The organism is Blautia sp. NSJ-175 (assembly GCF_022867815.1).
Lineage (GTDB): Bacteria > Bacillota > Clostridia > Lachnospirales > Lachnospiraceae > Blautia > Blautia celeris.
In genome coordinates, this window is record NZ_JALIFQ010000006.1 from 229,209 (window position 1) to 255,472 (window position 26,264).

Genomic DNA, 26,264 nt, shown 5'->3' on the forward strand with positions numbered 1-26,264 from the left:
TATAAAATGGGGATACAGTCTTTGACTGCATCCCCATTTAAAATTGATTTATTGTTTCAGTGGCTCCAGAATGCTTCTTTTTTGATTAGGTTTCCACTGTTGTCGAATTCCATTTCCTCGGGAGATCCAAGTATTTCGATGCAGGGATTGGAGGCTGCATCTTCCAGCATACTTTCAGATATATATATTTCACCGATTTCCAGTGTGTTAGGAATTCGTACCATGCGGATATTGTCTATATCCACTTCATTACAAGTCTTAATACATGCCGCGATAGCAAAATAATCGTTTTTTAACATCATAGGCAGGTGTATACCGGTAAATACAGTACTGGTTATTGCATTGATATAACTCTCCTCTAATCTGGCCTGCTGCAATACGCGGCTGGTACAGACATCTACGCATCCTATCCCTACCATTATTCCGCGAGTTTCCTCTGAAAGGTCCAGAACACATATTTTTTGTATCTGAACATCATTGGCAGCATAGGGGGTGATAAATCTTCCTGTAACATTGGGATCCTGACCGTCACCACTATAGTTTTTTCCGATTTCATCTATAGCCAGGACCGCAATATTATTGAAAAGAATGCTGCCCATTTTAGTGCGGGCGATTTCCAGAAGTTTTGGCTCTTCATCGGGTATTTTGTCGCCGGTCAATGCTTTGACCATAAAGGAGCGTCCATACGCATTCTCAATAACTGATAGTCCAAAGAGAATGTTGCATTGCTTTAAAATGACATTTCCAAATAAAGGTACCAGGTGTGCCATATTTTTGAAACCGGCCTGGTGGCAGATGCTGGCTCCGTACTGTTTGCCGAGACCAATAGTCATCATTTTCATCATGCCGCTTTCATAGCTTCCTCTGAAAGCTGTGTGTGGTTTGATCTTGCCTATCAGAATAATTCCATCTGCTTCATATGCGCGTTTGTCAATATGTACACTGTGACCTTCGTTTGTTTCCCCGACTTTTACGGTTTCCATACTGGAAACTATAGGACATCCCACATAATTTTCTACTATTTGGGCACTGGCAAGTATTTCTGCCTGCCCTTTGGCCGTGGCGCCCCCATGACTGCCCATAGCAGGGACGATAAATGGAAATGCCTTTTTCTCTTTCAGAACAGATACAACTGTTTTCACGATATCTTTATGATGACAGATGCCGCGGCTGCCTACTGCAATAGCAATACGCATACCTGATTGTATTGTATCGTCGATATCTTTCTGCTGCATTTCCCTGCGTACAGCCTGTTCAATATCTGTAATTTCCACAGCGTCAAATTTTTGACGGACGCGTATCATTCGTGGAATTTTTATATTACCAATAATATCATATAAATTTTCAGCCATAGCTAGTATCCTTTCTTTATACGGAGGAGAAAAAGAAAACGTTATCCATAAGAAAAGTATAAAGCAGAGCAACAAAAAAGGCAAGAATGAATTTTAGTATTTCTAAAACCGGATAACTATATTGGTAAATACTGGAAGAAAATAAAAAATTTCCAAATAAAGACTTTTTTCGACGTAAAAGTTAGAAAATATAATTGACATAAGAATGTTGTTGTGATACCATGAAATTACATTACGGAAAACGTATTCCATGAACGAGAGGAAAAACTAAAAGGAGGATGAAAGTGTATGAAAGTAGGTTTTATTGGACTTGGCATGATGGGCAGCGGAGTATGTATGAATATTGTAGATGGTGGATTTGAAACTACAGTATATGACATGAATGAGGAAGCTATGGTTCCGTTTGAAGGAAAAGCCAGTCTGGCACAAAGCATTGAGGAAGTATTTGAGCATTCAGAGATTACACTGATGTCGCTTCCAAGTTCCGTACAAGTGGAAGCAGTAACTAATACATTTTTGTCGATGGGGGTAAAAGGTAAGACCGTGCTGGATATCAGCACCAGTTTTCCGCTTTCCAGCAGGGCCATTTATGAAAAATTTAAAAATGCCGGTGGTGAATTTGCGGATGCATCCCTTACAGGGACACCGGCACAATCTGCTGCGGGGGAACTTATTGTGACTTTTGGAGGTGATGAAGCAACTTTTGAAAAAGTAACACCGGTTGTAAATACTTTTTCAAAAGCATTTCAGTATATAGGCAAAAGCGGCGCTGGTAATATTGCCAAATTGATCAATAATTATCTGGCAATTATGTACGTAAACCTGTATGGCGAAATTTTCCCTTTGGTAGAAAAGCTGGATATTGATGTGGAGAAATTATTTGATATTATTGGAGAAAGCGGCGTTGGATGCCCTATGTATAAAGGTGCCGGTAAGAAGATAGTATCGAAAAGCTACGAACATGGTTTCGCATTGGATTTGGCACTAAAGGATGCAGGGTATGTAAAACAGCTTTTTGACAGTTATGGAAGTCCTTCCTTTATACTGGATGGCGGCTTGTCTGCAATGAAAATTGCGAGGCAGAAGGGCCTGGGGAAAAAGGATATCAGCGAAGTTGCAAAGGTGCAGCGCGAATTACTGAATCTGGAAGACTGAAAAGGTAGAATTATGGACAAAGCAGATATTCAAAAAGCAGAAAAATATTATGTGAGACATTTAAAAGAGGTCATTCTTCCGTTCTGGATTCCGGATTGTATTGACCGGAAATTTGGAGGCTATTTGAACTGTTATGATAATACCGGTAAAGAGTTATTGTCATATAATAAATTTACATGGTCTCAGGGACGTTTTCTTTGGGTATTTTCGGAATTATCTATGTGTGAAGACAGTGTTGTAACAAAAGAAGAAAAAGAAGTGTTTTTGGAATACGCAAAAATCGGTGTGGATTTTCTCAGTGAACATGTATTTCTGAATGAAAGTAAGGTATGTACTTATTTGATGGACAGAGAGGGAAATCCCATACCTGCAGATGAAAGCGGTATATTATCATCAAGTATATATGCGGACTTTTTTGTAGCAGCGGGATTTGCAAAATACGCAGATGCAGCAAAAGACTATAAAATATTTGAACTTGCCGAAAAGATGTACCAGAGTATCAGGAAGAGAATAGAGCAGGGAACGTATCTTACTTTGCCGTATCCCATACCAGAAGGACTGCGTATGCATGGGATACCGATGATATTTTTGAACCTATCAACCGAGATGTATGTTTCCGCGGCTGGACTTGGATTAAAAAATGATGTTTACAGCCGGGATATGCAGATGTTTTATACGGATATACTCACCAATTTTGTAGATCAGAAACATGTATTGAGAGAAATGATAACAACAGATAATTGTCAGGTGGATAATTATTTGGGAGAGTACTGTAATCCAGGACATACAATGGAAGATATCTGGTTTATTCTAAAAGCTGCCCATTATTTGGGAGACCGGTCAGTTCTTCCGCTTTGCACAGAAATACTGAAAAATGTATATAAAATTGGATGGGATAAGGATTATGGTGGTTTTCGGTTATTTGTCCATCACGATGGAGGAGTTCCTCATGGTAAATCAGCAGGTTTAGAGAAGGAACCCATGTTCAGGCAAATTGAAGAGAATCACAATAATAAGCTTTGGTGGCCGCATTCGGAGGCCCTTTACAGTTTCCTGCTTGCGTATTTTCAATCAGGGGATGAAGAATTACTTGCTATCTACAGGGAGGTATTTGATTATACGTTTAAATTATTTCCGAATCCTGACTCAAGTGTTGGAGAATGGATTCAAATCCGCCAGCGGGATGGCAGACCGGATGACAAAGTAGTGGCACTGCCTGTGAAAGATCCTTATCATATCACCCGAAATCTGATCTTGATCATACAGCTATTAAATGAGCAGGCACATAAAGCTGATTTTGAAGGAGAGGAGGAAAATTTTGCAGATAAGAAGATACGATAAAATAAAACTTAAAATATTTGAAACAAGAAAAGAGATGGGGCTCCATGCCGCAGAAGATGCAGCTTCCTGTATGAGAAGTTTGTTGGAAAGCAAAGATGAAATCAATTGCATGTTTGCAGCAGCACCTTCTCAAAATGAGTTTTTGGAAGCTCTTGCAGGTATTCAGGATATAGACTGGGGACGTATCAATGCTTTTCACATGGATGAATACATAGGATTTGAGATTGGAGATCCGCGGTCTTTTAACGGATACCTATCTAATAAGATCTTTGGAAAGGTTCCGTTCAAGAGTGTAAATTTGATGAATGGTAAAAATGATTTCCGAAAAGAGTGTATCCGTTATGAAGAACTGATTCGTAATCAAAAATTGGATGTAGTATTTTTAGGAATTGGTGAAAACGGGCATATTGCATTTAACGATCCGGTTAATGCCGATTTTAAGGATACAAATCTGATAAAAGTTGTGGAACTGGATGACGCATGTCGTAGACAACAGGTAAATGATGGGTGTTTTCCTGATATAGATGAAGTGCCAAAATATGCGTTGACTGCAACAATTCCGTGCCTGATGGGGGGATCATTCCTGTTCTGCATAGTGCCGGGTGAATTAAAGGCAGCTGCTGTCAAACATACCCTGACAGGGCCGGTAAATGAAACGTGTCCGGCCAGTATTATGAGAAAACATGAAAATGTTGTTATGTATCTGGATGATAAGTCTGCGAAAGATTTGTAGGAGGAATTTGTATGAAGAAGAAAAGAGTTAGTCTTTTACTGGCAGTTTCTTTGGTTGCTTCCTGTGTTTTTACTGCCTGTGGAGAAAAAGAAGATGTGGATAAGGCAGATGATGTACAAGATTCAAATAATACTAAGACGGAGAGCACAGATTCGGATAAGCCGTACAGCGGAACTACCATACGAGTATTGACCGCAAATCAGACCTGTGTAGAAAAAGTACTTTATCCCAATCTCAGTGAGTTTGAAGAGAAAACAGGCATTAAAGTTGATATGGAGATTATGGGGACTGATGATTATTCAAATAAAGCTACAGTAGAGCTGGCAGCTAAAAGTGATAATCTAGATGTTATTTTTCTAAGACCCCTCAATGAGTTGAAGCAGTATACACAAAATGGCTGGCTTACAGATCTATCCTATCTAAATGAAGATACAGAATTCGATATGGGTGATTTTTTTGAATCGTCGATTCAAAGCTGTACTTATAACGATGCTTTGTATGGAGTGCCCATACTGGCGGAAAGCCAGATTATGTATTACCGGAAAGATTTGTTGGAGGAAAAAGGAATAAAAGTGCCGGAAACCCTGGAGGAACTGGAAAGTGCTGCCAGTGAACTGCATGATCCGGATCATGATTTTTACGGAATTGCACTCAGAGGAAAAGCAAATGCATGCATTACACAGTTTTCAACATTTTTGTATGCCTTTGGCGGAAGATTTAATGATGAGACAAAGAGTTTGATGGGAACGGAAGAAGCTCTTGAGGCGGTGCGCTATTACGGCGGCCTATTAAATAAATATGGTCCTGCAGGTGCTGTGAATATGACCTGGACAGAATGTGCAGCGTTATTTGCACAAGGGAAAGTGGGATTTTTTATTGATTCTGATGCGATTTATGGAAATATAACAGGAGACAGCAGCCTTGCAATTACAGAAGACCAGGTTGGATTTGCAAAAGTTCCGGCAGGTCCGGCGGGAAATACACCGTTTTATGCAACAATTGGGGCATGGGCAATTCCGTCTTTTTCCAAGAAGCAGGAGGCAGCTGCAGAATTCATTAAATGGTCGTTATCTAAAGAAATGGATCTGAGAATGGCAAAGGAGGTACAGAATGCGAGCTGCAGAGCAAGTACATGGGAAGTACCGGATGTAGCAGAATCATTTCAGCCGGAAATGCTCAAGGCTATGACGGAATCCAGAGAAGTTGCGGTTGCCGGAGACCGTCCGACGGTAATCGGTGTTTCGGAGGCGCGTGATATTCTTAGTGTTCCTATACAGGAAGCAATTATGGGTAATGACCCCGAAGATGCTTTAAAAAAGGCGGATAAAGAGTTTCAGGAGCTGATTGACAGTGAACAGTCGGATTGATTTACTATCGGGCAGTTAATATACCAGGGGTTTGAAGATAATTCAAACCCCTGAGCCATATAGCGAGGAATGATGTTATGAAAAGTAATCGAATGGAAAAATGGGCCCATTATTTTATGGTGTTGCCATTGGTCATTTTTCTTATTTCCATGGTAGCGTTTCCCTTGGTATATACCATTTATTTAAGCTTTACAGATTGGACAATGGGAACTGCATCACCTAAAATAATTGGCTTTGAAAATTATAAGGATATTTTAACAGACAGTAGATTCTGGGCCGCAACTAAAAATACACTGGTGATTGCATTTGGTTCAGTAATAATTGAAACGGTTTTGGGAATAGCGCTGGCCTTACTGCTTAATCGGAAGTTCAGGGGGGAAAATTTGGTTAAGACACTTTTTCTCCTGCCAATGGTGGCAACACCTATAGCAATCGGAATGGTTTGGCAGCTTATCTATGAACCGACCATCGGTATCGCAAATTATATGCTTAAATCTGCGGGATTATCCCCCATCATGTGGCTGGTACAGAAGAACAGTGTGATTCCATCTCTGGTTATCATTGAAGTCTGGGAATGGACACCTATGATTATGCTGATAGTTTTGGCCGGTTTATCGGGTATATCTGATGACCTATTTGAAGCGGCGAAGATGGACGGAGCCAACCGCTTTCAGATTGTACAAAAAATTACACTGCCTCTTATCAAGCCCACGGTTGTAGTTGCAGCTTTGCTGCGAATCATAGATGCACTCAAGACTTTTGATATTATTTATGCCACAACAAAAGGCGGACCTGTTAAGGCTTCAGAAACTGTGAATCTTATGGCTTATGATTCTATATTCAGTTATTTCAGAATGGGTTACGGGGCATCTACTATAGTGATTTTTTTACTTGAAATTGGTATTTGTATAGCCTTTATATTTTATCTCAGGATGAAAGCGAGGGTTGATGAATAATGGAAAAAACTATAGATCAAGCAACAAATACAAAAAGAATTAAAAGAATTAAATCGGCGGGTGAAAGATTTATTTTCTATTTAGGAATCATATTTATAACCACAGTAGTTGTTTTTCCGTTTTTATGGATGGTTCTTGCTTCTATTAAAACGAACGCACAGGTACTTGACCCGGAGCAGTTTTTGTTTTTTGAGCCTTATTGGGGAAATTATAAAGATGTTTTTGGTAGATATGACTTTGTAAAACCAATTATCAACAGTACAATAGTAGGAGTAGGATCAACATTGATCGGCCTTTTGTTGGGGCTTCCGGCTTCTTATGCTATCGCAAGAACTAAAATGAATAAATTAAGTACAATGGTTTTGATTGTACGTTTTTTCCCGGGAATTGCATTTTTGCTTCCGTGGTATATGATATTTGAAAAAATTGGCATATCTGATACGCATTTGGCATTGATTTTAAGTCATTTATTAATTAATCTGCCATTTATTGTGTGGGTTATGATTCCTGCATTTGAAAGCCTTCCCGCCGATTTGGAGGAAGCGGCCAAGATAGATGGATGCTATACATTTCAGGCATTTATACGTATTATGCTGCCTTTAGCAAAGCCTGGAATTGTGACGGCTTCCTTATTATCTGTAATTTTTTCGTGGAACAACTTCATGTTTTCTCTTGTTTTGGCTGGAGGAAAAACAAAGACGCTGCCGTTGGCACTATTGAGTTTTATCTCTTATGCGTCTATTGACTGGGGGGCGTTGATGGCGGCTGCAGTGACAATTACTCTGCCAATATTAATTGCATCGATTGTTTTGCAAAAGCATATTATTGCAGGATTGACAGCAGGAGCAGTGAAAGGATAGGCAGAAATTACAATATGAGCCCGAAGCTGATATTAGACATCAGCTCCGGGTTTTTTAGCATAATCGGAAAGTACGTTAGCCCCCATCACAATCTCCGGACTAACGCATTCCCCGTCCTCCTGCACACATAAGAATATACTCTTCCGCCCAAGAAATGGCTGCAGATTCTTTTTTGTCCTCTCCTCATCCAGCACCACCGCGCCTGCGGCTGATCCTGTACCGAGCAGGCAGATTACCAGCTTAGATCTGGCGTGGAACCGTTTCAGGGTATCTGTAAGGGTGTCCAGGGATTTATTTCCGGGCAGGGATTCATAGTTTTCCAGCCCTCTCCCAAGCTGCAGCATGGAAATTGGCACCACCTGGTTTACAAGCACCTCGTTCTCCTTCCAGTGCAGAAGGTTGAGCCGGACATTCTGGAAGACCTGGCTGTGAGAGCGGAGCACAGCGGCAATCTCTTTTGTCATGGATACGGCACATTCTTTGGAAAGCGCATAATCCAACACAAAGGTCATTTCCAGAATACCGCCTGTATAGTTATGGGGAACATGAAGCACACGTTCCACTGCATTTTTAAAATTTTTCCGGAATATCAGATTCATTTTCACAAGACCTCCCGTGCAGTTTTATGATACAGTCCGGCATGGAAATCATCCGGACAGCCAGACACTATTATACTACATTTCCTGCAGCCTGCAAGCTATATATAGATTCCATACGCCATACCGGGTCATTGCTGTCTCATTTTATAAATACCCTTGTTGTATTTATATATTACCCATCGCACATCATCTGTTAGATATCAGAGTTCTGAATTACCTGGAAAGTAAGGACACATGTCGAATTTCCGGATTTACCTATAGATTATATGGCTGTCTTTAAAATTATCTGTAAAACAAGCAGAAGACATGGTCTGGTTCTTGAAGATTACCTATAAAAACTAAAGTTTTTTAATGAATTATCTGCAGAACAAGAAGAAATCATTGTCGGGCGCCCTAAGATTACCTACGAAAGCTAAAGACATCCTTCAAATTATTTGTAAAACAGACAGAAATCATTGCCAGGAGTCCTAAGATTACCTATAAAAACTAAAGCTTTTTAATGAATTATCTGCAAAACAAGAAGAAACCATTGTCGGGCGCCCTAAGATTACCTACGAAAGCTAAAGACATCCTTCGAATTATCTGTAAAACAGACAGAAACCATTGCCAGGAGTCCTAAGATTACCTATAAAAACTAAAGCTTTTTAATGAATTATCTGCAAAACAAGAAGAAATCATTGTCGGGCGCCCTAAGATTACCTACGAAAGCTAAAGACATCCTTCGAATTATCTGTAAAACAGGCGGAAACTATTGCCAGGAGTCCTAAGATTACCTATAAAAACTAAAAATTTTAATAAATTATCTGTAAAACAAGAAGAAAGTATTGTCAGATGCCCTAAAATCACCTACGAAAACCAAAGATTTCTCTAAAATTAGCCGTAAAGTGGGGAGAACTTGCTGCCAGGCGCTTAAGACTATCTACGAAAATAAGAGATTTAGATTCCTTTCAATTTGTCTATAGAGCAAGGAAGATCAGAGTCATCCCTCGCAGTTGCCCCTCCCATGTCATGCTATCATGCAGCCCCCGCCTACGGCCATTTTCCCGTCCCCATTTTCCCGTCCCTGCGAATAAAAACATTGCGGTTTTCTACCCCGTCCCTTATAATAAAAAAGAAGAAAATAAATTGCTAACCGTTCAGCCGTATCTGTACATTTACCGTGCTGAACTTGTATAAATCAGCGGCAACATCAGTAAAAATACTGACTGCACACAGAAAGGTCTTATTGCTGCCATGAAAAGTTTTAAAGAAGAGAAATGTGAAATCTACCTTTGGGGAGAGGAGATAAAAGAACCGGTTCCTGTTATCTGGTGCCACATTTTTTCCCGGGAGGAAGGGGAGAAGATATGGCAGCAGATCACGAGGCCGTGTGTCCTTGCGGGCGTTTCGGGAAGAGACTGGAACGGTGATTTTTCTCCCTGGAAGGCAGAGAAGGCTTTTGCAAAGAGCACGGATTTTACAGGCGGAGCCGGGGAATATCTGCGGTATTTTGAGCAGGAGCTTCTTCCCCGGGCGGAACAGAATCTTTCATTTGAAGTGAAGGACAGAGGAATCGTGGGATATTCCATGGCCGGATTATTCGCCGTGTATGCCATGTACCATTCGGACAAGTTCAACAGAATCGGCACCATGTCCGGTTCCCTCTGGTTTGACGGCTGGGCAGATTATGCCATGTCCCACAGTATGAAAGCCGAAAATCCATTGATCTATATATCTCTTGGCAGCAGGGAGCATAAAGTCCGCAATGTGAGAATGGCTTCCGTAAAAGTGTGCACAGAACGTCTGGCTGCCCACTGGGGGAAATTTTGTCCGGTTATCTGTGAGAGTAATCCGGGCGGTCATTTTGATGACCCGGAGGGACGCGTGGCAAGAGGGATTTCCCGACTTTTGGCTTATGGGGGAAAATCTCCCACAGAGTGTGACGTACAGCCGGCCAAAGAAATTTTCAAACACATTCTGTAAAGTCCATAAACAGAAATACATAAGACAGAGAGGTTTTATACATGGAGAGAGAAGTTCTTGCAGAGGACTTAAAGAAATTATATAAAGCGGGAGATATGGTGAAGGCTGACTGCGGGGGCTGCCAGGGATGTTCCGAGTGCTGCCGGGGCATGGGGGACTCCATTAAACTGGACCCCCTTGATGTCTACAGGCTGGAGACAAACCTGGGCCTCACTTTTGAAGACCTGATGAACAGCCACATAGAACTGCATGTGGCAGAGGGCAGTATTCTGCCGAATCTGCGGATGACAGGAGCAAAAGAAAAGTGTACCTTCTTAGATGAAAATGGAAGATGTAAGGTCCATGCCTTCCGCCCGGGGCTCTGCCGGTTATTTCCCCTGGGGAGATATTATGAGGAAAAAGGTTTTTTCTATTACCTGCAGAATCAGGAATGCCCGAAGAAAAATAAGACTAAAATAAAAGTGAGCAAATGGCTGGATGTGCCGGATTTGAAAAACTATGAAGATTTTGCTGCCAAATGGCATTTTCTTTTGAAAGACATCCGGAATCTTCTGGAAGAAAAAGAGGAAGAGCAGCTCACGAAAGATCTGAACATGTATGTCCTGAATCTTTTTTATACACAGCCGTTTGAAAGCGGAAGAGACTTCTATGTACAGTTTGAGGAGCGCCTGGGACAGATGAGGAAGCTGCTGTCAGTGCTCAGGCAGGACTGATGCCTCCCGGAAGAAATGCTGTGTACCGTATGGGAGCTCCCGGAGCCTGGCTGCTGCCGGGCTTTTTCCGACTCTCCCGCAAAGTAAGAGAACCGAAAACCGTGATCGCATAAAATTCAGGGAGGGATGTCAGCATGAATGATGAGCTTCAAAAATGGATACCAACAGACGAGGTGGCAGGTTTTCAGGTATGCCCGGGGCTGTACGGCAACTACGGTGCCACAGTTTTACAGACTGCCGTTAATTTTACCGTGCATTCAAAGGGTGCGGCGTTCTGTGAGCTGCTGCTTTTTCACAGGACAGAGGAGGAACCGTATGCAGTTCTCAGGTTTCCGGAGCATTTTAAGATCGGTGACGTGTACTCCATGATGGTGTTCGGTCTGGACATCGGAGAATTTGAGTATGCTTACCGGCTGGGCGGTGTCTGGGACAGGGAACAGGGCCTTCTCTTTGATGAGAACCACATACTCCTTGACCCCTATGCAAAGGCAGTGACAGGCCAGAGTGTATGGGGCAAAAAGGTGAATGAAAAAGGATATCGGGCCAGAGTGGTGAGAAATGATTTTTTCTGGGGAAAAGAGCGGCAGCCGAAGGTTCCCATGGATGAGCTGATCATTTATGAGATGCACGTCCGCGGATTTACGAAGATGGCAGAAGATGTTGAGCACCCGGGGACATTTGCAGGCATTAAGGAGAAAATCCCCTATCTGAAGGATTTGGGAGTTAATGCAGTGGAGCTTATGCCCATCTTTGAGTTTGATGAGCTGCGGGAGCGGAGAATGGTGAATGACCGGCAGGTCATCAATTACTGGGGCTATAATACCGTGGCATTTTTTGCCCCCAACACCAGTTATGCGGCCTCAAAAGAGTACAACCGGGAGGGAATGGAGTTAAAGGACCTGGTGCTGGCGCTCCATGAAAACGGAATAGAGGTCATTCTGGATGTGGTGTTTAACCACACGGCTGAAGGAAACGAGGAGGGGCCTTTTATATCGTTTAAAGGATTTGACAACAACATTTACTATCTTTTGACGCCGGACGGCCATTATTATAATTTCAGCGGCTGCGGCAATACACTGAACTGCAATCACCCGGTGGTGAGGAGAATGATTCAGGAATGCCTCAGATACTGGGTTTCCGATTACCATATTGACGGTTTCCGGTTTGACCTGGCGTCGATTCTGGGGCGGAACGAAGACGGTTCACCCATGGAACGGCCGCCTCTTGTGGAGTCTCTGGCCTATGATTCCCTGTTAAGCGGCACCAGGCTGATTGCGGAGGCATGGGATGCAGGAGGACTATACCAGGTGGGGCAGTTTCCGGCCTTCTGCCGCTGGTCAGAGTGGAACGGAAAGTACAGGGATGACCTGCGGGAGTATCTGAAGGGCGGACTCTGGTCAGCCCAGGCGGCTGCCATGCGCATCGCAGGTTCTACGGACATTTACAAGCCCAAGATACGGGGGAAAAATGCCTCCGTTAATTTCCTGACTTGTCATGACGGCTTTACACTCTATGACCTGTATTCCTATAACTGGAAACACAATGAGGCCAACGGATGGGAAAACCGGGACGGTTCCGATGATAACAGGAGCTGGAACTGCGGGGAGGAGGGAGAGACAGATGACCCTCAGGTCAATGCGCTGAGAATGCGTCTGATCAAGAATGCCTGCGCAGTCCTCATGTGCAGCAGAGGGACGCCTATGTTCTACGCAGGGGATGAATTCTGCAACACCCAGTATGGGAATAACAATGCCTACTGCCAGGACAACGAGATATCCTGGATTGACTGGAGCAGGCTTGAGACACACAGAGATGTGTATGAATTCTTCCGGTTCATGATACATTTCAGGAAGAGCCATAAGAGCATCAGCGGCAATCTGGGCAGCAACCGCTTCGGCCTTCCGGAGATCAGCTTCCACGGGGAAAATCCCTGGGTGGAGAATTTCGGGCAGGAGGCAAAGGTTACGGCAGTGATGTTCACAGGCTATGATGAGGATAACGGCAGGGATGACATTGTCTATCTCCTGGTGAATGCCTTCTGGGAACCTGTTTCAGTCAGACTGCCTGAGCTTCCGCGGCCCCTGCTGTGGCATGTATCCGTGAATACCGGAGAGATCGGTTCGGAGTGGAAAAAACAGCCTGTCCGCCTGGACAGTGACAGTATACTTGCCGGCCCCAGGAGTGTCATAGTCCTGACCGGGTGTGAGTTCTGTTCGGTTTACGAAAGAAATCAATAAGGAGACGCAATATGAGATATATAAAACCCGGCTATTATGACGATTTTGTCTGTATTGCCGGAGCTTGTCCGGCTACCTGCTGCGCCGGATGGCAGATTGTCATTGATGAGGAGTCACTGCAGACCTATGGAAATGTGCAGGGAGAGTTTGGCAGAAGGCTCAGAAATTCCATTGACTGGATGGAGGGATGCTTTTATCAGTATGACAGGCGCTGTGCGTTTTTAAACGAGGAAAACCTCTGTGACCTTTACAGGGAACTGGGCCCGAAGGGGCTATGTGCCACCTGCAGCATGTATCCCAGGCATGTGGAGGAATTTGAGGATCTGCGGGAACTTTCCCTTACGCTGTCCTGTCCCGAAGCTGCCAGAATGATTCTTTCCTGCAGGGAGAAGGCGGAATTTATCACCTGGGAGACAGAGGAGGAAGATGAGTTTGAGGACTTTGATTTTTTCCTTTTTACCCTGCTTTCGGATGCCAGGGATGTGATATTTCAAATCCTTACAGATAGGGAAAAGGACCTGCGGATCCGGATGCGGGAGGTGCTTTTTCTTGCGGAGGATTTCCAGGCATGCATAGACCGGGAAGAATTTTTCGCCATAGATCAGGTGATTGAAAAATACCGCCATCCCACCGGTGCAGAGATAGAAAAGGAAGGGCGGTACGCCAGAAGAAAGCAGGAATTTTCCGTGTTCCGGAAATTGGAGCGGCTTAGGAGCGAGTGGGGCACCTTGCTTTCGGATGCCTGGAAGAATCTCTATGAAAACGGGGAGGAGCATTATCTGGATCTGTGCGGGGAATTTGAACGCAGCTTTGGGTATGAGAGCAGCGTACGCGGGGAGTGGGAACGGATGGGAGAACAGCTTATGGTGTTCTTTGTATATACCTATTTCTGCGGTGCGGTGTACGACGATGCTGTCTATTCCAAGATGGCTCTGGCTGTATTTTCCACGGAATGGATTCAGGAATTTGTTATGCTGGTATGGCTGAAAAAGGGGAAAAAGCTGGAATTTCAGGATGTGGTGGAGACTGCGTACCGATATGCCAGGGAGGTGGAACACTCTGACATGAATCTGGAAGTGCTGGAGAGATGGCTGGAGGAACATAAGACTTGAATAAGACCGGGAGGAAGACAGAAAATACTATGAGATTTTATCTTGCGCCAATGGAAGGAATTACAGGATATATCTACCGCAATGCCCTGTATTCATGTTATAATAACATAGATAAATATTTTACCCCGTTTATCATGCCGAACCGGAACCGCTGTTTTAATTCCAGGGAGTTAAAGGATGTCCTGCCGGAAAATAACCGGGGAATGTACACAGTGCCCCAGATTCTTTCAAACAACGCAGAGGATTTTGTGAAGACAGCTCTGGAACTGCAGAGTATGGGATACGAGGAGGTCAATCTGAATCTGGGATGCCCTTCCCGGACCGTTGTGACGAAGATGAGAGGCGCGGGATTCCTGGGAGAGCAGAAGCTGCTGGAAAAATTTCTTGATGAGATTTTTGACACACTGGATCTGAAGCTTTCCGTTAAGACGAGAATCGGTATGGAGGATGCAGAAGAGTTTTACGAGCTGATAGAGATTTACAACAAATATCCCATGGAGGAGCTGATCATTCACCCGAGACTGCAGACAGATTATTATAAAAACAAACCGAATCTGGATGTTTTTGCAGATGCCCTGTCCCTGAGCAGGAACAGGGTCTGCTATAACGGGGATATTTTTACGAAGAAAGACTATGAGGCATTTACAGCACGGTTTCCCCAGGTGGAGACAGTGATGCTTGGCAGGGGAATGCTCACAGACCCGGACCTTGCGGGACATATTACGAAGGGCACACTGCCGGATAAAGAGAAATTTCGGGAATTTCACGACATCCTCTGTACTGAATATGAGAAAGTCATGTCAGGAGACAGAAATGTGCTGTTTAAGATGAAAGAACTCTGGTTCTACATGATACATATGTTTCCCGACAGCGCGAAATACGCAAAGAAAATAAAAAAGGCCCAGCATCTGAATGAATACAGGGCAGCAGTGGATGCCCTCTTTTGCGACAGAGAACTGCGGATGCCGGGCGGAAATGAGGGATGACTATGAAATTGAGACTGCAGCAGGCGATACAGGAAAATGAGTATTATTTCAGAGGGTTTGTCCGCATGGCAGACCTGGCAGAGCTTTTCAGGGAATATCCTTTTGAGGAGGAGACACTGGAGAAGGCTGCCATACACAGACGCAGTATGGAGCGTGGCATATCTTCCTTTACCGTTACGCTTCGCGCCATGCCGGATACGGGCCGGACGACAGAGGGGGAAGACCTGTTTTTTGCAGATGCCATGTGGGAGATTCGGGATGGAAAAAGCAGAGTGGCCGCTTTGAGCAGAATGACAGAGGAGGAACTGGACGGTCACGAGGCAGAGGTTAAGATTTTTCTTCTCACAAAGGAAAAAATGGAAAACATGGAGCAGAACCGTTTCTGACAGAATAAACAAAAGAAAAATGTGAAATACGCCTAGTTGTACAAGGAAATATGAGCGGAGGAAAGAGTATGGTACATGTATGACGAAAAAAAGGAAACATACACGGGCAGAGCAGACACTGTGGGTGTTTGCGGTATTGGCAGTTTTTCTTGCAGTGGCAGTGCTGAATTATAATCAGAAGACAAGCCGCAGGGTGAACGAAGAGATTCACGCGACCCTGGAAAGTTATGCGCAGCAGCAGGCGGATCATGTGAGAACTGTACTTTCCGGCCAGTTTGATTCCCTGGGCGCCTTTGCCAGTTATCTGGGGCAGGCAGGGATGGAGGATACAGAGACCTTCCTGAACGCAGCCGATGCCATCCGGCAGACCCAGGAGTTTTATCGCATTACCATGGCGGATTTGGATGGAAACGGAATGACCAATGAGGGAATACAGAGGAACATCAAAAATCTGAAAGAGTTCCAGGCAGCTGTGAAAGGGGAACAGACGATCTCAGAGCCGTTTATCTCCAGTATCGAAGACGGATACCTCTGTGTTCTGCTGGCTGTTCCCATCAAAAATCCTCAGGGGGAGATCACAGGCGTGCTCTGCGGCTCTTATACGGCAGAACAGTTCGGGACCCTGTTCCTGCATGACAATTTCGAGCGAAATGATGCCAGTGTTCTCATCAACGGACAGGGAGATGTCATAGTGGCCTCCAAAGATGAGGAGATGGTGGTAGGGGATAAGAGCCTGGAAAACATATATGAAAAGACAAAGAACGAAGCCTTTCTGGACGGTCATTCCGTGGAGGATATGCAGCAGGCAGCCAAGAACCAAGAGAAACTGGTATCCCTTATACAGGAAGGGGAACAGGAGTATTATGTGACACAGACACCCTTCGGATATAACGGATGGACACTTTTATCTGCCATGAAGCGGGGGGAGGTGGATTCCTCCTATGCTTTTGTCAGAACTTATGCGGCGAGGCTCAATATTGCCTTCGCAGTCTCTTTTCTGCTTGGTTTTCTGCTGATCTTTTATCTCTTCAGAACAGAGCGGAAAGCTTTGCGGGCACAGACACAGAAGCTTCTGGAGGAGAAGGAAAAGCTGGAAGTCTCGGAGGAGAGATTCCGGCTTTTGGCCAGGGATTCCGATGTGCTGGTATTTGAACTCAACAATTTGGACCATACACTGGAGTTCAACGAAAATTTTGAAAAGATACTCGGCATAAAGCCGGATTACCAGTCATTTCTGGACGGGAAATGGGTGTATCCGGATGATGTCACCGCCTTTTCCAGGATACTGCCTCAGTTCAGCAGCAAAAAAGGGGTTATGACGCGGAACATTCGTTTCTGTAACTTTGCAGGCGTCTATATCTGGTTTTCAGTGCTCACCAGTATCTTTGCGGATGACAGAGGAAGAGTTGTGCGCATTCTGGGCAAAATGATGAACATAGATGAAAATATGAGGGAAAAAGAGGCACTCAGGCTGCGTGCCGAGACAGATTCCATGACAGGACTTTATAACAAAATGGCCACAGAGGAACTTGTCACCCATGCCCTCAGAAAATACAAAGGCAGTGTCTGTGCGCTCCTCATTGTGGATATGGACAATTTAAAACGTATCAATGACACGCTGGGGCATACCCAGGGGGACAGGGCGATCGTCCGCTTTGCGGATGCTCTGCAGAGGACATTCCGTTCCACGGACATTGTGGGCAGAATCGGCGGAGATGAATTTATGGTCTTTCTCATCAATGTGCAGAGCAGCCATCAGCTCATCCTCATCCTGGATGCCATTGTAAAGAAGTGGGATTCCCTCTATACAGGGGAAAAGGATGACTATCCGGTACACGGCAGCATCGGAGCTGTCATGACTAATGGCAGCGAGAATTTCCACGAGCTGTACCGCAGGGCGGATACGGCTCTCTACAAAGCAAAACGGAGCGGAAAGGGCGGATATGCCCTCTATGTCCCTGAAACAGAAGAGAAAGAATAATACAGGCGCCGCAGATTCACATCCTATCTGCGGCGCCTGTGTTTTAACTTTCCTGCTTTTTCCTGCTGTCAAAATAAATAAAATGGTCGACAGCATCCAGGATATCCCTGAAGTCCTCCCTGGGAGCCAGATCTATATAGCGTTTCAGAAGTTCCTGTTCCTTCTCTTTGTAAGGTCCGTAGAAGATGTCAAAGAGATTATGGCCCCGCATATAGATCTTAAATTCCTCCATATGGTTTTTCAGGTCTTCTTCTGTCTGTATCTCAAATCCGAGCTCCTCTGTCAGATGGCGCCCGCTCTTTATTTTATAGAGATAGGCTTTCCATTTTTCCAGGAGGATTCTGTAAAAATCTTCTTCCTTTTCCAGCACGCCGATCTGAACCATGACAGCGGGGTTGAGAAAATAGTTCTCAAAAGAATAGTATTTGAGGATCAGCACATTTTTCGGGGTGACTCTCGGGAGATGGTCCACATCCTCCAGATTCCTGGCCTCATAGTAGCGGCAGAGCTGTGCAGCCAGCTCTGTCCTGTTTTTGCCGTCTCCGTCGCGGATCATGAGGAACTGGTCACGGAGATAGATCTGGTTCATATATTTCAGGTTGGCATAGGTCTTGATGTTGGTGCAGCTATTGGTGGTGATGATGGCGATTCTGGACAGTCTGCCGTCCGGGGCGGTGATCTCCGAGTAATATTTCCGGAGAAGCAGGGGGAGTCGGCTTTTATCCTGTTTGCCTTCCACAATGAAGACAAAGCTGACATTCATAAGGTCGCTGGCATTGAAACCCAGATCATCCAGTATCCGGTTCATATCAGTCCGCTCCCGTAAAATGGTATAATACTGTTCGTCCAGCACAACCTGCCGTATCTGGTGGCTGCTGAAGTTAAAGATCATGTCCGGCGAGTGGGTGGAGAACAGGATCTGATTCTTTTTGGACAGACGGTACAAAATTTCCCCGGCTTTTTTCTGCAGTTCCGGGTGAAGGAACGTCTCAGGGTCCTTGACCAGGATCACACTGGGAATCCTGTTGTTGTCCTGGGTGTAAGCCTCCAGAAGAGAGAGCATATAGATGCTGCGCATACCTTCTCCCATATGTTCCACCGGGGTGTATGTGCTGCGCTTGGTGTTGTAGGCTTCTGCCGTAACGGAGCACATTTCGTCGATGTTGCAGCGCATGGTGTAGCGGATCTCATCAAATCCGCCGTTTCTGTGGAAACTGGTATTGACACGCCTTGCAAAGTCCGTCAGATTCATCTGACAGAGTTTGTATTCCAGAAGCTTTGCGGTCTCAAAGGCGGTCAGATCCTCCGGGCGTTTCTGGTTGATCAGGCCGATGCACTGGAAACAGCGGCTGCAGTGCTTGCTGCTCTCGAACAGGCAGACATCAAGGCGCATTCTCTTTAACTGTTCATCCTCCTCAAAGGCCAGCAGATCTTTCTGAAGCTGCTCCAGCCGTCTGTCGGTTCCGATGTAGTAAATCTGGGGCAGTACCTGACGGATATATTTGTTGTGCTTTTCGCGGCCGTCGCTCAGGCGTTCCTGTCCCAGCACATTGACTGTGTAGGTAAAGGTCAGACTTCCGTTTTGGTAGGAGGGGAGCTTTTTGCAGAAATCCTCATACCAGGCAGTATATCTGCGGTACACGCTCACGCGTCCGTGGTGGTGCAGCATCTGCAGGTCTTCCCTGGAGATGGACAGAGTCATGGTAATCTCTATCCTCTGCTTTTTTTCATTAAAGTCACATTCACGTATCCGGTAAGAGCCGCTCACCGCCCGGACAGCATCCAGAACGGAGGTTTTTCCCGTATTGTTCTTCCCCACCAGAATCAGGGCGTTTTCAATGTTCCGAATCTCCATATCCCGTATGTATTTAAAATTCCTGATGTGAAGGCTGCTGATCTGCATAATAAAGTCTCCTTTTGGTTACTGTTCACGGCCAATGTCACGGGAGATGTTTTCTCCAAGGGGATGCTGCGCGATGCGAAGCAAAATCCCGAGTTAGCCAGCGCCAAAATGCAATTTATTGCATTTTGTGTGCATCTGCCCGTCTCTCTATTGCTATAAATCCATTCTATCACGGGAGGAGGGGTTCTGAAAGAGGTTTTCTTTTATTTCCTTTACGCATTTGCCGGACTCTGCTAGAATAAAAAAAGACAGATAGAGGAAAGCACGAGCATGCACAGGGATGAGCAAATGGAAAAGATATGGAGTAAAACGGCAGAGAGGGACTGCAGTCTGTCAGACTTTCTGCTTCATGATATGGAACTTACAAAGCGGCAGATAAAACAGGCAAAGTTCAGGAAGGACGGAATCCGGGTAAATAGTAACAGGGCGAGAGTTACCCATGAACTGAAAGCCGGGGATAAAGTGGAAGTAAAGCTGGAGGAGGCGCACACAGGCTCCTCCCAACTGGTGCCGGGAAAGGGAATACCGGATATTTTGTATGAGGATGAGGATCTGCTCTGTGTGAACAAACCGGCAGGTCTTGTGGTGCACCCCTCCCATGGGCATTACGCGGATTCCCTTTCCAATATGCTGGCCTTTTATTTCCGGGAAAAAGGAGTGCAGGCCAGGGTCAGAAGCGTGGGGCGGCTTGACAAGGACACCTCAGGCATTGTGGTGTTTGCCTTAAACCAGGCGGCAGCAGGGAGACTGGCAAAGCAGAAACAGCAGGGGGCATTTGAAAAAGAGTATCTGGCCCTTGTGGAGGGCGTTCCCAAAATGGATGAGGGGATCATTACGGAGAAGATAGACAAAGCGGAGGGAGAACTGATGCGCATGTGTGTCTCCCCTCAGGGAAAGACCGCGGTGACCAGATACCGCGTTGTGGAAAAAATGAGGGACTGTGCTCTGGTACATCTCTGCCTTGCAACAGGGCGCACGCACCAGATCCGGGTGCATATGGCCTGGATGGGGCATCCCCTTTTGGGGGACCGTCTGTACGGAGGAAATACGGAGCACATGAAGCGGGCTGCCCTGCATGCCTTCCGGGTGACACTTATCCAGCCCTTTACCGAAGAGGAGATACGGATACAGGCTGCCTTTCCCGACGATATGCAGAAGTGCCTTGAGGCAAAGAGGAGTGAGATAAAATGAGTGTTACGGTGGAAGACCTGTTAAAGCTGCCCTCCCTTGGAGGTGCCAGGGTGGCAGCGGGGAAGTCAGGACTTAAAAAAGTGGTCACATCCATTTCTGTCCTGGAATACGCCAATCCCCAGATGCTGAATGATGACCTGTTCCCCGGCGATTTTTACGGCGGTGAGATTGCCATTACGGGATTTATCAACGCAAGGGAGGATGTCCCGCTGCAGCTTGCCACCATACGGAGGCTATATGAGGGCGGGGAAGTGGGGCTGATCTTATACTATGTGGGAATTTTCTTAAAGGACATTGCTCCTGAGGTTGCGGCACTTGCGGACGAACTGGGCTTTGTCCTTATCTGTATGCCGAAAAACCGCATGGACCTGCGCTACAGTGAGGTGATCACAGAGGTTATGCACGCCATCATCAGTGAGCAGAAGCGGGATACCTATCTTGTGGGGGAGATGTTAGAGCGGTTCGGTTATCTTCCCGAGAGCCAGAGAACCGTGGAATCTGTGGTCAGGATGCTGAGTGACAGGCTGCGCTGTTCCCTCTTTTTAGTTGACAGCCGCTTCCGCCCTGTGAATCTGGCTGTGTGGCCTCAGGCGGGAGAATCCTCTATGGAGGAGCTGGAGCAGTTTTACGGCGGGGAGGCACCGGGCGCGTCAAAGGAGATGGAGCGGCTTCCCTCCGGGCGCTGGGTGTTCTGCGCGCCGGTGAAAGACGCTGACAATGCGGGGCTTACTCTTTTCCTTGTCCGTGAGGACAAAAAACTGCATGCCCAGCTCTGCCTGCAGGCCGCTGAGGCGGTAAGGCTGTTCATCGGTGTCTGGAGCAGAGGTTACGGCAATGTGGGAACTGGAGAACTTTTGAAAGCTATTTTAAATGACGAACCGGTGAAGATGCGCAGGCTGGCGGAAATCTTCCGGATTGATGTGAAATCCATTCACCACATGCTTCTCCTCCTGCCCAGGAAAAAGAAGGCGGAGCGGAATCTGGAAAAGGAAGTGAGGCACGCAAGCACATTTCTGGAACAGTATTATGATATCTGCATAGCGGGCATCCATCAGGGAAGGGGAGTTGTCTTTACGGGACAGGAGCGCACCAAAATGGAGCAGGAACAGATTCTGGAGGCTTTCTATGAGGAGGGGGACAAAGAGATACGCCTCATAAGCTGCCCCGGGCTTGAAAATACGGCACAGGTGCGCAGCGCTTTTCTTCTGTGCACAGAATACGCGGAGGAGGCGGGCTGCATCTTTCCCTGCCGCCATATTTTGACGGGGAGTGAGCTGGAGTTTGCAGGCGCCTGCAGGCAGATTCTGGACGCAGGGGAGAAAGCAATACTGGAGAAGACCGCCTGTCTGAAAGGACTGGAAGAGCAGGACGAGGAGCTTTATAAGACACTGGAAACTTTTCTTCTGGATGCAGACAGCAATATTGCCCGCACGGCTGACCTGTTATATGTACATAAAAATACCATCAAATACCGGGTGGGAAAGCTCCACGAGTTCTTCCGCTTCAGAATACAGAAAATGCCGGAAGCGGGGCGTCTCTATGAGGCGGCGGCAGTTCTGCGCCTGCTCCGTGACTCTTCTTTGTCCAAAAGGACAAAAGAGAGCGGGGAAGTTTAACCCAATCCATAATTACAACGGCAGAAAAAGCGTTTATAATAGAAAAAAACAAAACGCACGGCAGGTGATATGTGTGCCGCTGGATTGGAGATGGGATTTTGAGAAAAATAGGATTAGAAGAGATTGAGGATATCGCCATGGGTGCTGCCCTTTTAGGCGCGGGCGGCGGCGGAGACCCCTATATAGGCAAGCTGGTGGCTATGGGTGCGGTGAGGGAATGCGGCCCGGTCACACTGTTAGACCCCGGGGAGGTGCCGGATGACGCGCTGGTCGTGCCCATTGCCATGATGGGAGCCCCCACCATTCTGGGGGAAAAGGGAATCGGCGGCAAAGAGTACCGGGTGCTCTATGATATGGTTTCCAAGTTCTTCGGAAAAGAAGTCTATGCCTTTATGCCTATCGAGGCAGGCGGTGTGAACAGTATGCTTCCCATCGCGGCCTCCGCCAGAATGGGGCTTCCCATGGTGGATGCGGACGGTATGGGACGGGCTTTTCCGGAACTGCAGATGGTGACATTTACCATGGGCGGCATGAGCGCCAGCCCTATGGCTCTCACAGATGAGAAAGGAAATTCCGCAATTTTCAATACGATCACCAACAAATGGACAGAAGAACTGGCCCGGTCAGTGACCATGAGCTGCGGCGGTTCTGTTTCTGTGGCCCTGTACTGTATGAGCGGCGCGGAGCTTAAAAAATATGCTGTAAAGCATATCGTCACCAGAAGCCAGAGGCTGGGGGAGGCAATCCGCTGCGTAAAAGATATGGAGCAGGGGACTCCGGAGGAAAATTTCCTGCGGTTTTCAGAGGGCTTCAAACTTTTTAAAGGAAAGATTGGTGATGTGCTCCGGGAGACCAGGGGGGCATTCAACTTCGGAAAGGTGTGCCTAGAAGGGATTGGGGAATACAGAGGCAGACAGGCCTATGTGGAATTCCAGAATGAGAACCTGACAGCAGTGGTGGACGGGGAAATCCTGGCTACCGTGCCGGACCTTATCTGCCTTGTGGACACGGAAACTTTTGCCCCGGTCACCACAGATGCGCTGAAATACGGCAAGAGAGTCATGCTGGTGGGGCTGAAATGTTTTGAAATGTGGAGAAGCCAGGCCGGACTGGAGCTGGTGGGACCGCGGTATTTCGGCTGCGATACGGATTATATTCCACTGGAAGAACGCTGCAAAGGAGGACGCACAGATGTATAAGCTGGGAATAGATGTGGGCGGAACCAATACGGATGCGGTTCTGATCAATGAGGATTTACAGGTAAAGGCAGAGATCAAGCATCCCACTTCGGAGGATATCTACGACGGCATTGTGTGTGCCGTGCGTGAGATCTTACAGGTCTCCGGTGTGAATAAAGAAGAGATATCCATGGCTATGCTGGGAACTACCCAGTGTACCAATGCCATTGTGGAGAGAAAGCATCTGGCGCCTATCGGCATTCTGCGCATCGGAGCGCCAGCCACACTGGGGATTCCCCCTATGGTGGACTGGGCGGAGGATATCAGGGCCATTGCAAAGTCCGTGGCAGTCATAGGCGGCGGATTTGAGTATGACGGAAAGGAATTGGCTCCTTTTGATGAGGAGGCAGCAGCAGAATTTTTCCGTAAGATAAAGGGAAAGGTGGAGTCTGTAGCTATTTCCTGCGTATTTTCCACTGTGCGCAATGACCATGAACTGCGGGCGGCGCAGATCTGCAGGGAGATCATGGGGCCTGATGTCCGCATTTCCATATCCAGCGAGATCGGTTCCATGGGCCTTATTGAGAGGGAAAATGCCACGATCTTAAACGCGGCGCTCTGCAGGGTGGCGGAGCGGTTTACCGATGGGTTTGCCAGAAGTCTGAAGGAGGAGGGCGTGACAGGCGCGGCACTCTATCTGTCCCAGAACGACGGTACCCTGATGACCATGGAATATGCCAAAAAGTATCCGATCCTCACAGTGGCCTGCGGACCCACCAACTCCATCCGGGGCGCCAGTTATTTGAGCCGGATCCAGAATGCGGTGGTGATCGATGTGGGCGGTACGACCACGGATTTAGGCGTTATCCAGAACGGATTTCCGCGGGAATCCAGTGTTGCCGTGACTATCGGAGGCGTGCGGACCAACTTCCGTATGCCGGATGTATTTTCCATCGGCCTTGGCGGCGGTTCTGTCGTACATGAGAAAGAGGACGGCACGGTGACGGTAGGGCCTGACAGTGTGGGGTACCGCATTACGGAAAAGGCCCTTGTGTTCGGCGGTGATGTGATGACAGCCACGGATATTGCCGTGCGGCTTGGAATGGCCGAGATCGGAGACAGGGAGAAGGTATCCCATATTGACCCGGATTTTGCGAAAAAAGCTATGGATGTCATCAAAGAAATGGTGGAGGAAGGCATTGATGCCATGAAGGTATCCAGTCAGGATGTGGAGGTCATCATGGTTGGCGGCGGCTCCATCATTCTTCCAAAGGAGCTGGAGGGAACCAGCCGCAGTGTAAACCCGGAACATGCCCAGACAGCCAATGCCATCGGCTCTGCCATCTCTAAAGTGAGCGGAACCTATGAAAAGCTTCTGGACTTTGATGTGGTTCCCAGAGAGGAGGCGCTTGCACAGGCCAGGAAAGAGGCCATAGCCATGGCTGTGGATGCGGGCGCTGTGGAGGAGACTGTGGAGATCATTGATGTGGAGGATGTCCCTCTTGCCTACTATCCGGGAAATACCAACCGGGTGAAAATAAAGGCGGCAGGAGATCTGGGTTAAAGCTTCTGTACCTGTGAGCATTCTTTCATAATGCGTATAAAACTGCGCAGCACCGGATTATTCTGGAGGGTTTTGTAATAAAGCCCAAAGGAAGCCGGTGCTGCATTTTTTACGGGAATATAGCAGAGATCATCACTTCGCATGAGAGGCATATCCGGCAGAATGGTAAAGCCCAGGCCGGCCTTTACAAAAGCCAGGGCACACTCTATATTTTCACAGAAAAACATCTGGGAGGGAGGCCGTGTGCTGATGAGGCTTCCCTGCATTTCCGTGATCACGGGGGAGGATTTGTGAGGATCGCAGAGAACCAGGCGGCCTTCGTGCAGTTCGTCCAGGGTGACCGCGTCTTTTTTTGCCAGGGCGTGGTCACCTGCTGTCACGCACACCACAGGCGCTTTGATCAGTTCCACATAAGTGCCTGTTTTTTTCTTTTCTTTATCCTCCCCGAAGCCCAGCATCACATCCAGGGTTTCCTCCTGCAGAAGGTTTCGCAGGGCCTGAGAGGGGACCATCTTAATGTCAGGATGCACCTGGGGATATGCCTTGGTCAGCCGCCGCAGCGCCTCCGGGAGCATAGTCAGTTCAAAAGAGCTGTGGCATCCTATGATAAAAGGCTGTATCTGATCTTCAAAATGTCCGGCAAGTCTGTTTTTGGCCTGGGCTGTCTTTGCCAGGATATCCCTGGCGTATCCGAGAAAAACCCATCCCGGGGACGTGAGCTCCACTGTCCTGGTGGTCCGCTTGAACAGTTTGACATCCAGTTCGGTTTCCAAAGAATTGATCTGATGGGTTACGGCGGGCTGTGTTATATGAAGCTGTTCGGCGGCTCTGGCAAAGTTCAGGTTCTCCGCCACTGCCATATAGCATTCTAATTGTACGGTATTCATAAAAATTCCTTTCTCTGCAGATATTTCCCGTGTTACAGACCGGACAGATGTGTCTGCGTGTACCGGTCCGGCGGGCTGTGCTTCTTATAATAAAAAGAACCCAGATATATTAATTAATATACTTTATTAATGATAACATTTTTCTAATTCACATACAAGGAAAAATGGTGTAAAACTAGTTTGTA

The 26,264-nt window shown here is 46.6% G+C and carries 21 protein-coding genes; 17 read left to right on the plus strand and 4 right to left on the minus strand.

What is annotated here, in order from left to right; genetic code table 11:
- Window positions 1–56 precede the first annotated feature (56 nt).
- Window positions 57–1,352: a lactate racemase domain-containing protein gene (locus MUB35_RS11915; RefSeq protein WP_244806256.1), complete on the minus strand. Its 1,296-nt coding sequence runs from the start codon at window positions 1,350–1,352 to the stop codon at window positions 57–59.
- A gap of 288 nt (window positions 1,353–1,640) precedes the next feature.
- Between MUB35_RS11915 and MUB35_RS11920 the strand changes: the two genes are divergently transcribed.
- The 6 genes from MUB35_RS11920 to MUB35_RS11945 all read left to right on the plus strand — a co-directional run bounded on the left by MUB35_RS11920 (window position 1,641) and on the right by MUB35_RS11945 (window position 7,764).
- The gene (locus MUB35_RS11920; RefSeq protein ID WP_244806257.1) at window positions 1,641–2,507 is read left to right on the plus strand and encodes an NAD(P)-dependent oxidoreductase; all 867 of its coding nucleotides are present in this window, start codon (window positions 1,641–1,643) and stop codon (window positions 2,505–2,507) included.
- Window positions 2,508–2,519: 12 nt separating this feature from the next.
- Complete coding sequence (locus tag MUB35_RS11925) at window positions 2,520–3,848, plus strand: AGE family epimerase/isomerase (protein WP_244806258.1); 1,329 nt, start codon at window positions 2,520–2,522, stop codon at window positions 3,846–3,848.
- Window positions 3,826–4,581 carry a glucosamine-6-phosphate deaminase gene (locus tag MUB35_RS11930; protein WP_244806259.1) on the plus strand — a complete coding sequence of 252 codons (756 nt, stop codon included), beginning with the start codon at window positions 3,826–3,828 and terminating at the stop codon, window positions 4,579–4,581. The genes MUB35_RS11925 and MUB35_RS11930 overlap by 23 nt, the downstream gene beginning before the upstream one ends.
- 11 nt (window positions 4,582–4,592) lie before the next feature.
- Window positions 4,593–5,948, plus strand: a complete 1,356-nt coding sequence (locus MUB35_RS11935; protein WP_244806260.1) for an ABC transporter substrate-binding protein — start codon at window positions 4,593–4,595, stop codon at window positions 5,946–5,948.
- Between the two features lie 77 nt (window positions 5,949–6,025).
- Window positions 6,026–6,904 (plus strand): carbohydrate ABC transporter permease, encoded by an 879-nt coding sequence (locus MUB35_RS11940; RefSeq protein WP_244806261.1) that lies wholly within the window; start codon window positions 6,026–6,028, stop codon window positions 6,902–6,904.
- On the plus strand, window positions 6,904–7,764 hold the full coding sequence (locus tag MUB35_RS11945) for a carbohydrate ABC transporter permease (RefSeq protein ID WP_227243464.1): 861 nt from the start codon (window positions 6,904–6,906) through the stop codon (window positions 7,762–7,764). The genes MUB35_RS11940 and MUB35_RS11945 overlap by 1 nt, the downstream gene beginning before the upstream one ends.
- Window positions 7,765–7,796: 32 nt before the next feature.
- Here the strand turns inward: MUB35_RS11945 and MUB35_RS11950 are convergent, their stop codons facing one another.
- On the minus strand, window positions 7,797–8,363 hold the full coding sequence (locus MUB35_RS11950; protein ID WP_244806262.1) for a hypothetical protein: 567 nt from the start codon (window positions 8,361–8,363) through the stop codon (window positions 7,797–7,799).
- A gap of 1,233 nt (window positions 8,364–9,596) precedes the next feature.
- Here MUB35_RS11950 and MUB35_RS11955 point away from each other — a divergent pair.
- The 7 genes from MUB35_RS11955 (at window position 9,597) to MUB35_RS11985 (ending at window position 17,740) form a co-directional block, all read left to right on the plus strand.
- Complete coding sequence (locus tag MUB35_RS11955) at window positions 9,597–10,325, plus strand: alpha/beta hydrolase (RefSeq protein WP_052099280.1); 729 nt, start codon at window positions 9,597–9,599, stop codon at window positions 10,323–10,325.
- A 41-nt stretch (window positions 10,326–10,366) separates the two neighbouring features.
- Window positions 10,367–11,038, plus strand: coding sequence for a YkgJ family cysteine cluster protein (locus MUB35_RS11960; protein WP_033140514.1), 672 nt, complete (start codon window positions 10,367–10,369; stop codon window positions 11,036–11,038).
- Between the two features lie 134 nt (window positions 11,039–11,172).
- The gene (glgX, locus tag MUB35_RS11965; RefSeq protein WP_033140513.1) at window positions 11,173–13,275 is read left to right on the plus strand and encodes a glycogen debranching protein GlgX; all 2,103 of its coding nucleotides are present in this window, start codon (window positions 11,173–11,175) and stop codon (window positions 13,273–13,275) included.
- A gap of 11 nt (window positions 13,276–13,286) precedes the next feature.
- Window positions 13,287–14,387 (plus strand): flagellin lysine-N-methylase, encoded by a 1,101-nt coding sequence (gene fliB, locus MUB35_RS11970; RefSeq protein ID WP_033140512.1) that lies wholly within the window; start codon window positions 13,287–13,289, stop codon window positions 14,385–14,387.
- 29 nt (window positions 14,388–14,416) lie between these two features.
- Window positions 14,417–15,373, plus strand: a complete 957-nt coding sequence (locus MUB35_RS11975) for a tRNA dihydrouridine synthase (RefSeq protein ID WP_054351233.1) — start codon at window positions 14,417–14,419, stop codon at window positions 15,371–15,373.
- 2 nt (window positions 15,374–15,375) lie between these two features.
- Window positions 15,376–15,759: a hypothetical protein gene (locus MUB35_RS11980; protein WP_244806263.1), complete on the plus strand. Its 384-nt coding sequence runs from the start codon at window positions 15,376–15,378 to the stop codon at window positions 15,757–15,759.
- 79 nt (window positions 15,760–15,838) lie between these two features.
- Window positions 15,839–17,740 (plus strand): sensor domain-containing diguanylate cyclase, encoded by a 1,902-nt coding sequence (locus MUB35_RS11985; RefSeq protein WP_244806264.1) that lies wholly within the window; start codon window positions 15,839–15,841, stop codon window positions 17,738–17,740.
- Window positions 17,741–17,783: 43 nt separating this feature from the next.
- Here MUB35_RS11985 and MUB35_RS11990 read toward each other — a convergent pair whose 3' ends face one another.
- Complete coding sequence (locus tag MUB35_RS11990) at window positions 17,784–19,643, minus strand: ATP-dependent nuclease (protein WP_033140509.1); 1,860 nt, start codon at window positions 19,641–19,643, stop codon at window positions 17,784–17,786.
- Window positions 19,644–19,931: 288 nt separating this feature from the next.
- Here MUB35_RS11990 and MUB35_RS11995 point away from each other — a divergent pair, with 288 nt between their 5' ends.
- The 4 genes from MUB35_RS11995 (at window position 19,932) to MUB35_RS12010 (ending at window position 25,192) form a co-directional block, all read left to right on the plus strand.
- Complete coding sequence (locus MUB35_RS11995; RefSeq protein WP_158587336.1) at window positions 19,932–20,834, plus strand: RluA family pseudouridine synthase; 903 nt, start codon at window positions 19,932–19,934, stop codon at window positions 20,832–20,834.
- A complete protein-coding gene (locus tag MUB35_RS12000; protein WP_052099273.1) occupies window positions 20,831–22,450 on the plus strand; it encodes a PucR family transcriptional regulator in 1,620 nt (539 codons plus the stop codon). The genes MUB35_RS11995 and MUB35_RS12000 overlap by 4 nt, the downstream gene beginning before the upstream one ends.
- A 98-nt stretch (window positions 22,451–22,548) precedes the next feature.
- Window positions 22,549–23,649: a DUF917 domain-containing protein gene (locus MUB35_RS12005; RefSeq protein ID WP_033140508.1), complete on the plus strand. Its 1,101-nt coding sequence runs from the start codon at window positions 22,549–22,551 to the stop codon at window positions 23,647–23,649.
- The gene (locus MUB35_RS12010; RefSeq protein ID WP_244806265.1) at window positions 23,642–25,192 is read left to right on the plus strand and encodes a hydantoinase/oxoprolinase family protein; all 1,551 of its coding nucleotides are present in this window, start codon (window positions 23,642–23,644) and stop codon (window positions 25,190–25,192) included. The genes MUB35_RS12005 and MUB35_RS12010 overlap by 8 nt, the downstream gene beginning before the upstream one ends.
- On the opposite strand, the gene MUB35_RS12015 is transcribed toward MUB35_RS12010, so the two are convergent.
- A complete protein-coding gene (locus MUB35_RS12015; protein ID WP_103731686.1) occupies window positions 25,189–26,079 on the minus strand; it encodes a LysR family transcriptional regulator in 891 nt (296 codons plus the stop codon). The two genes, MUB35_RS12010 and MUB35_RS12015, sit on opposite strands and share 4 nt — an antisense overlap.
- Window positions 26,080–26,264 lie beyond the last annotated feature (185 nt).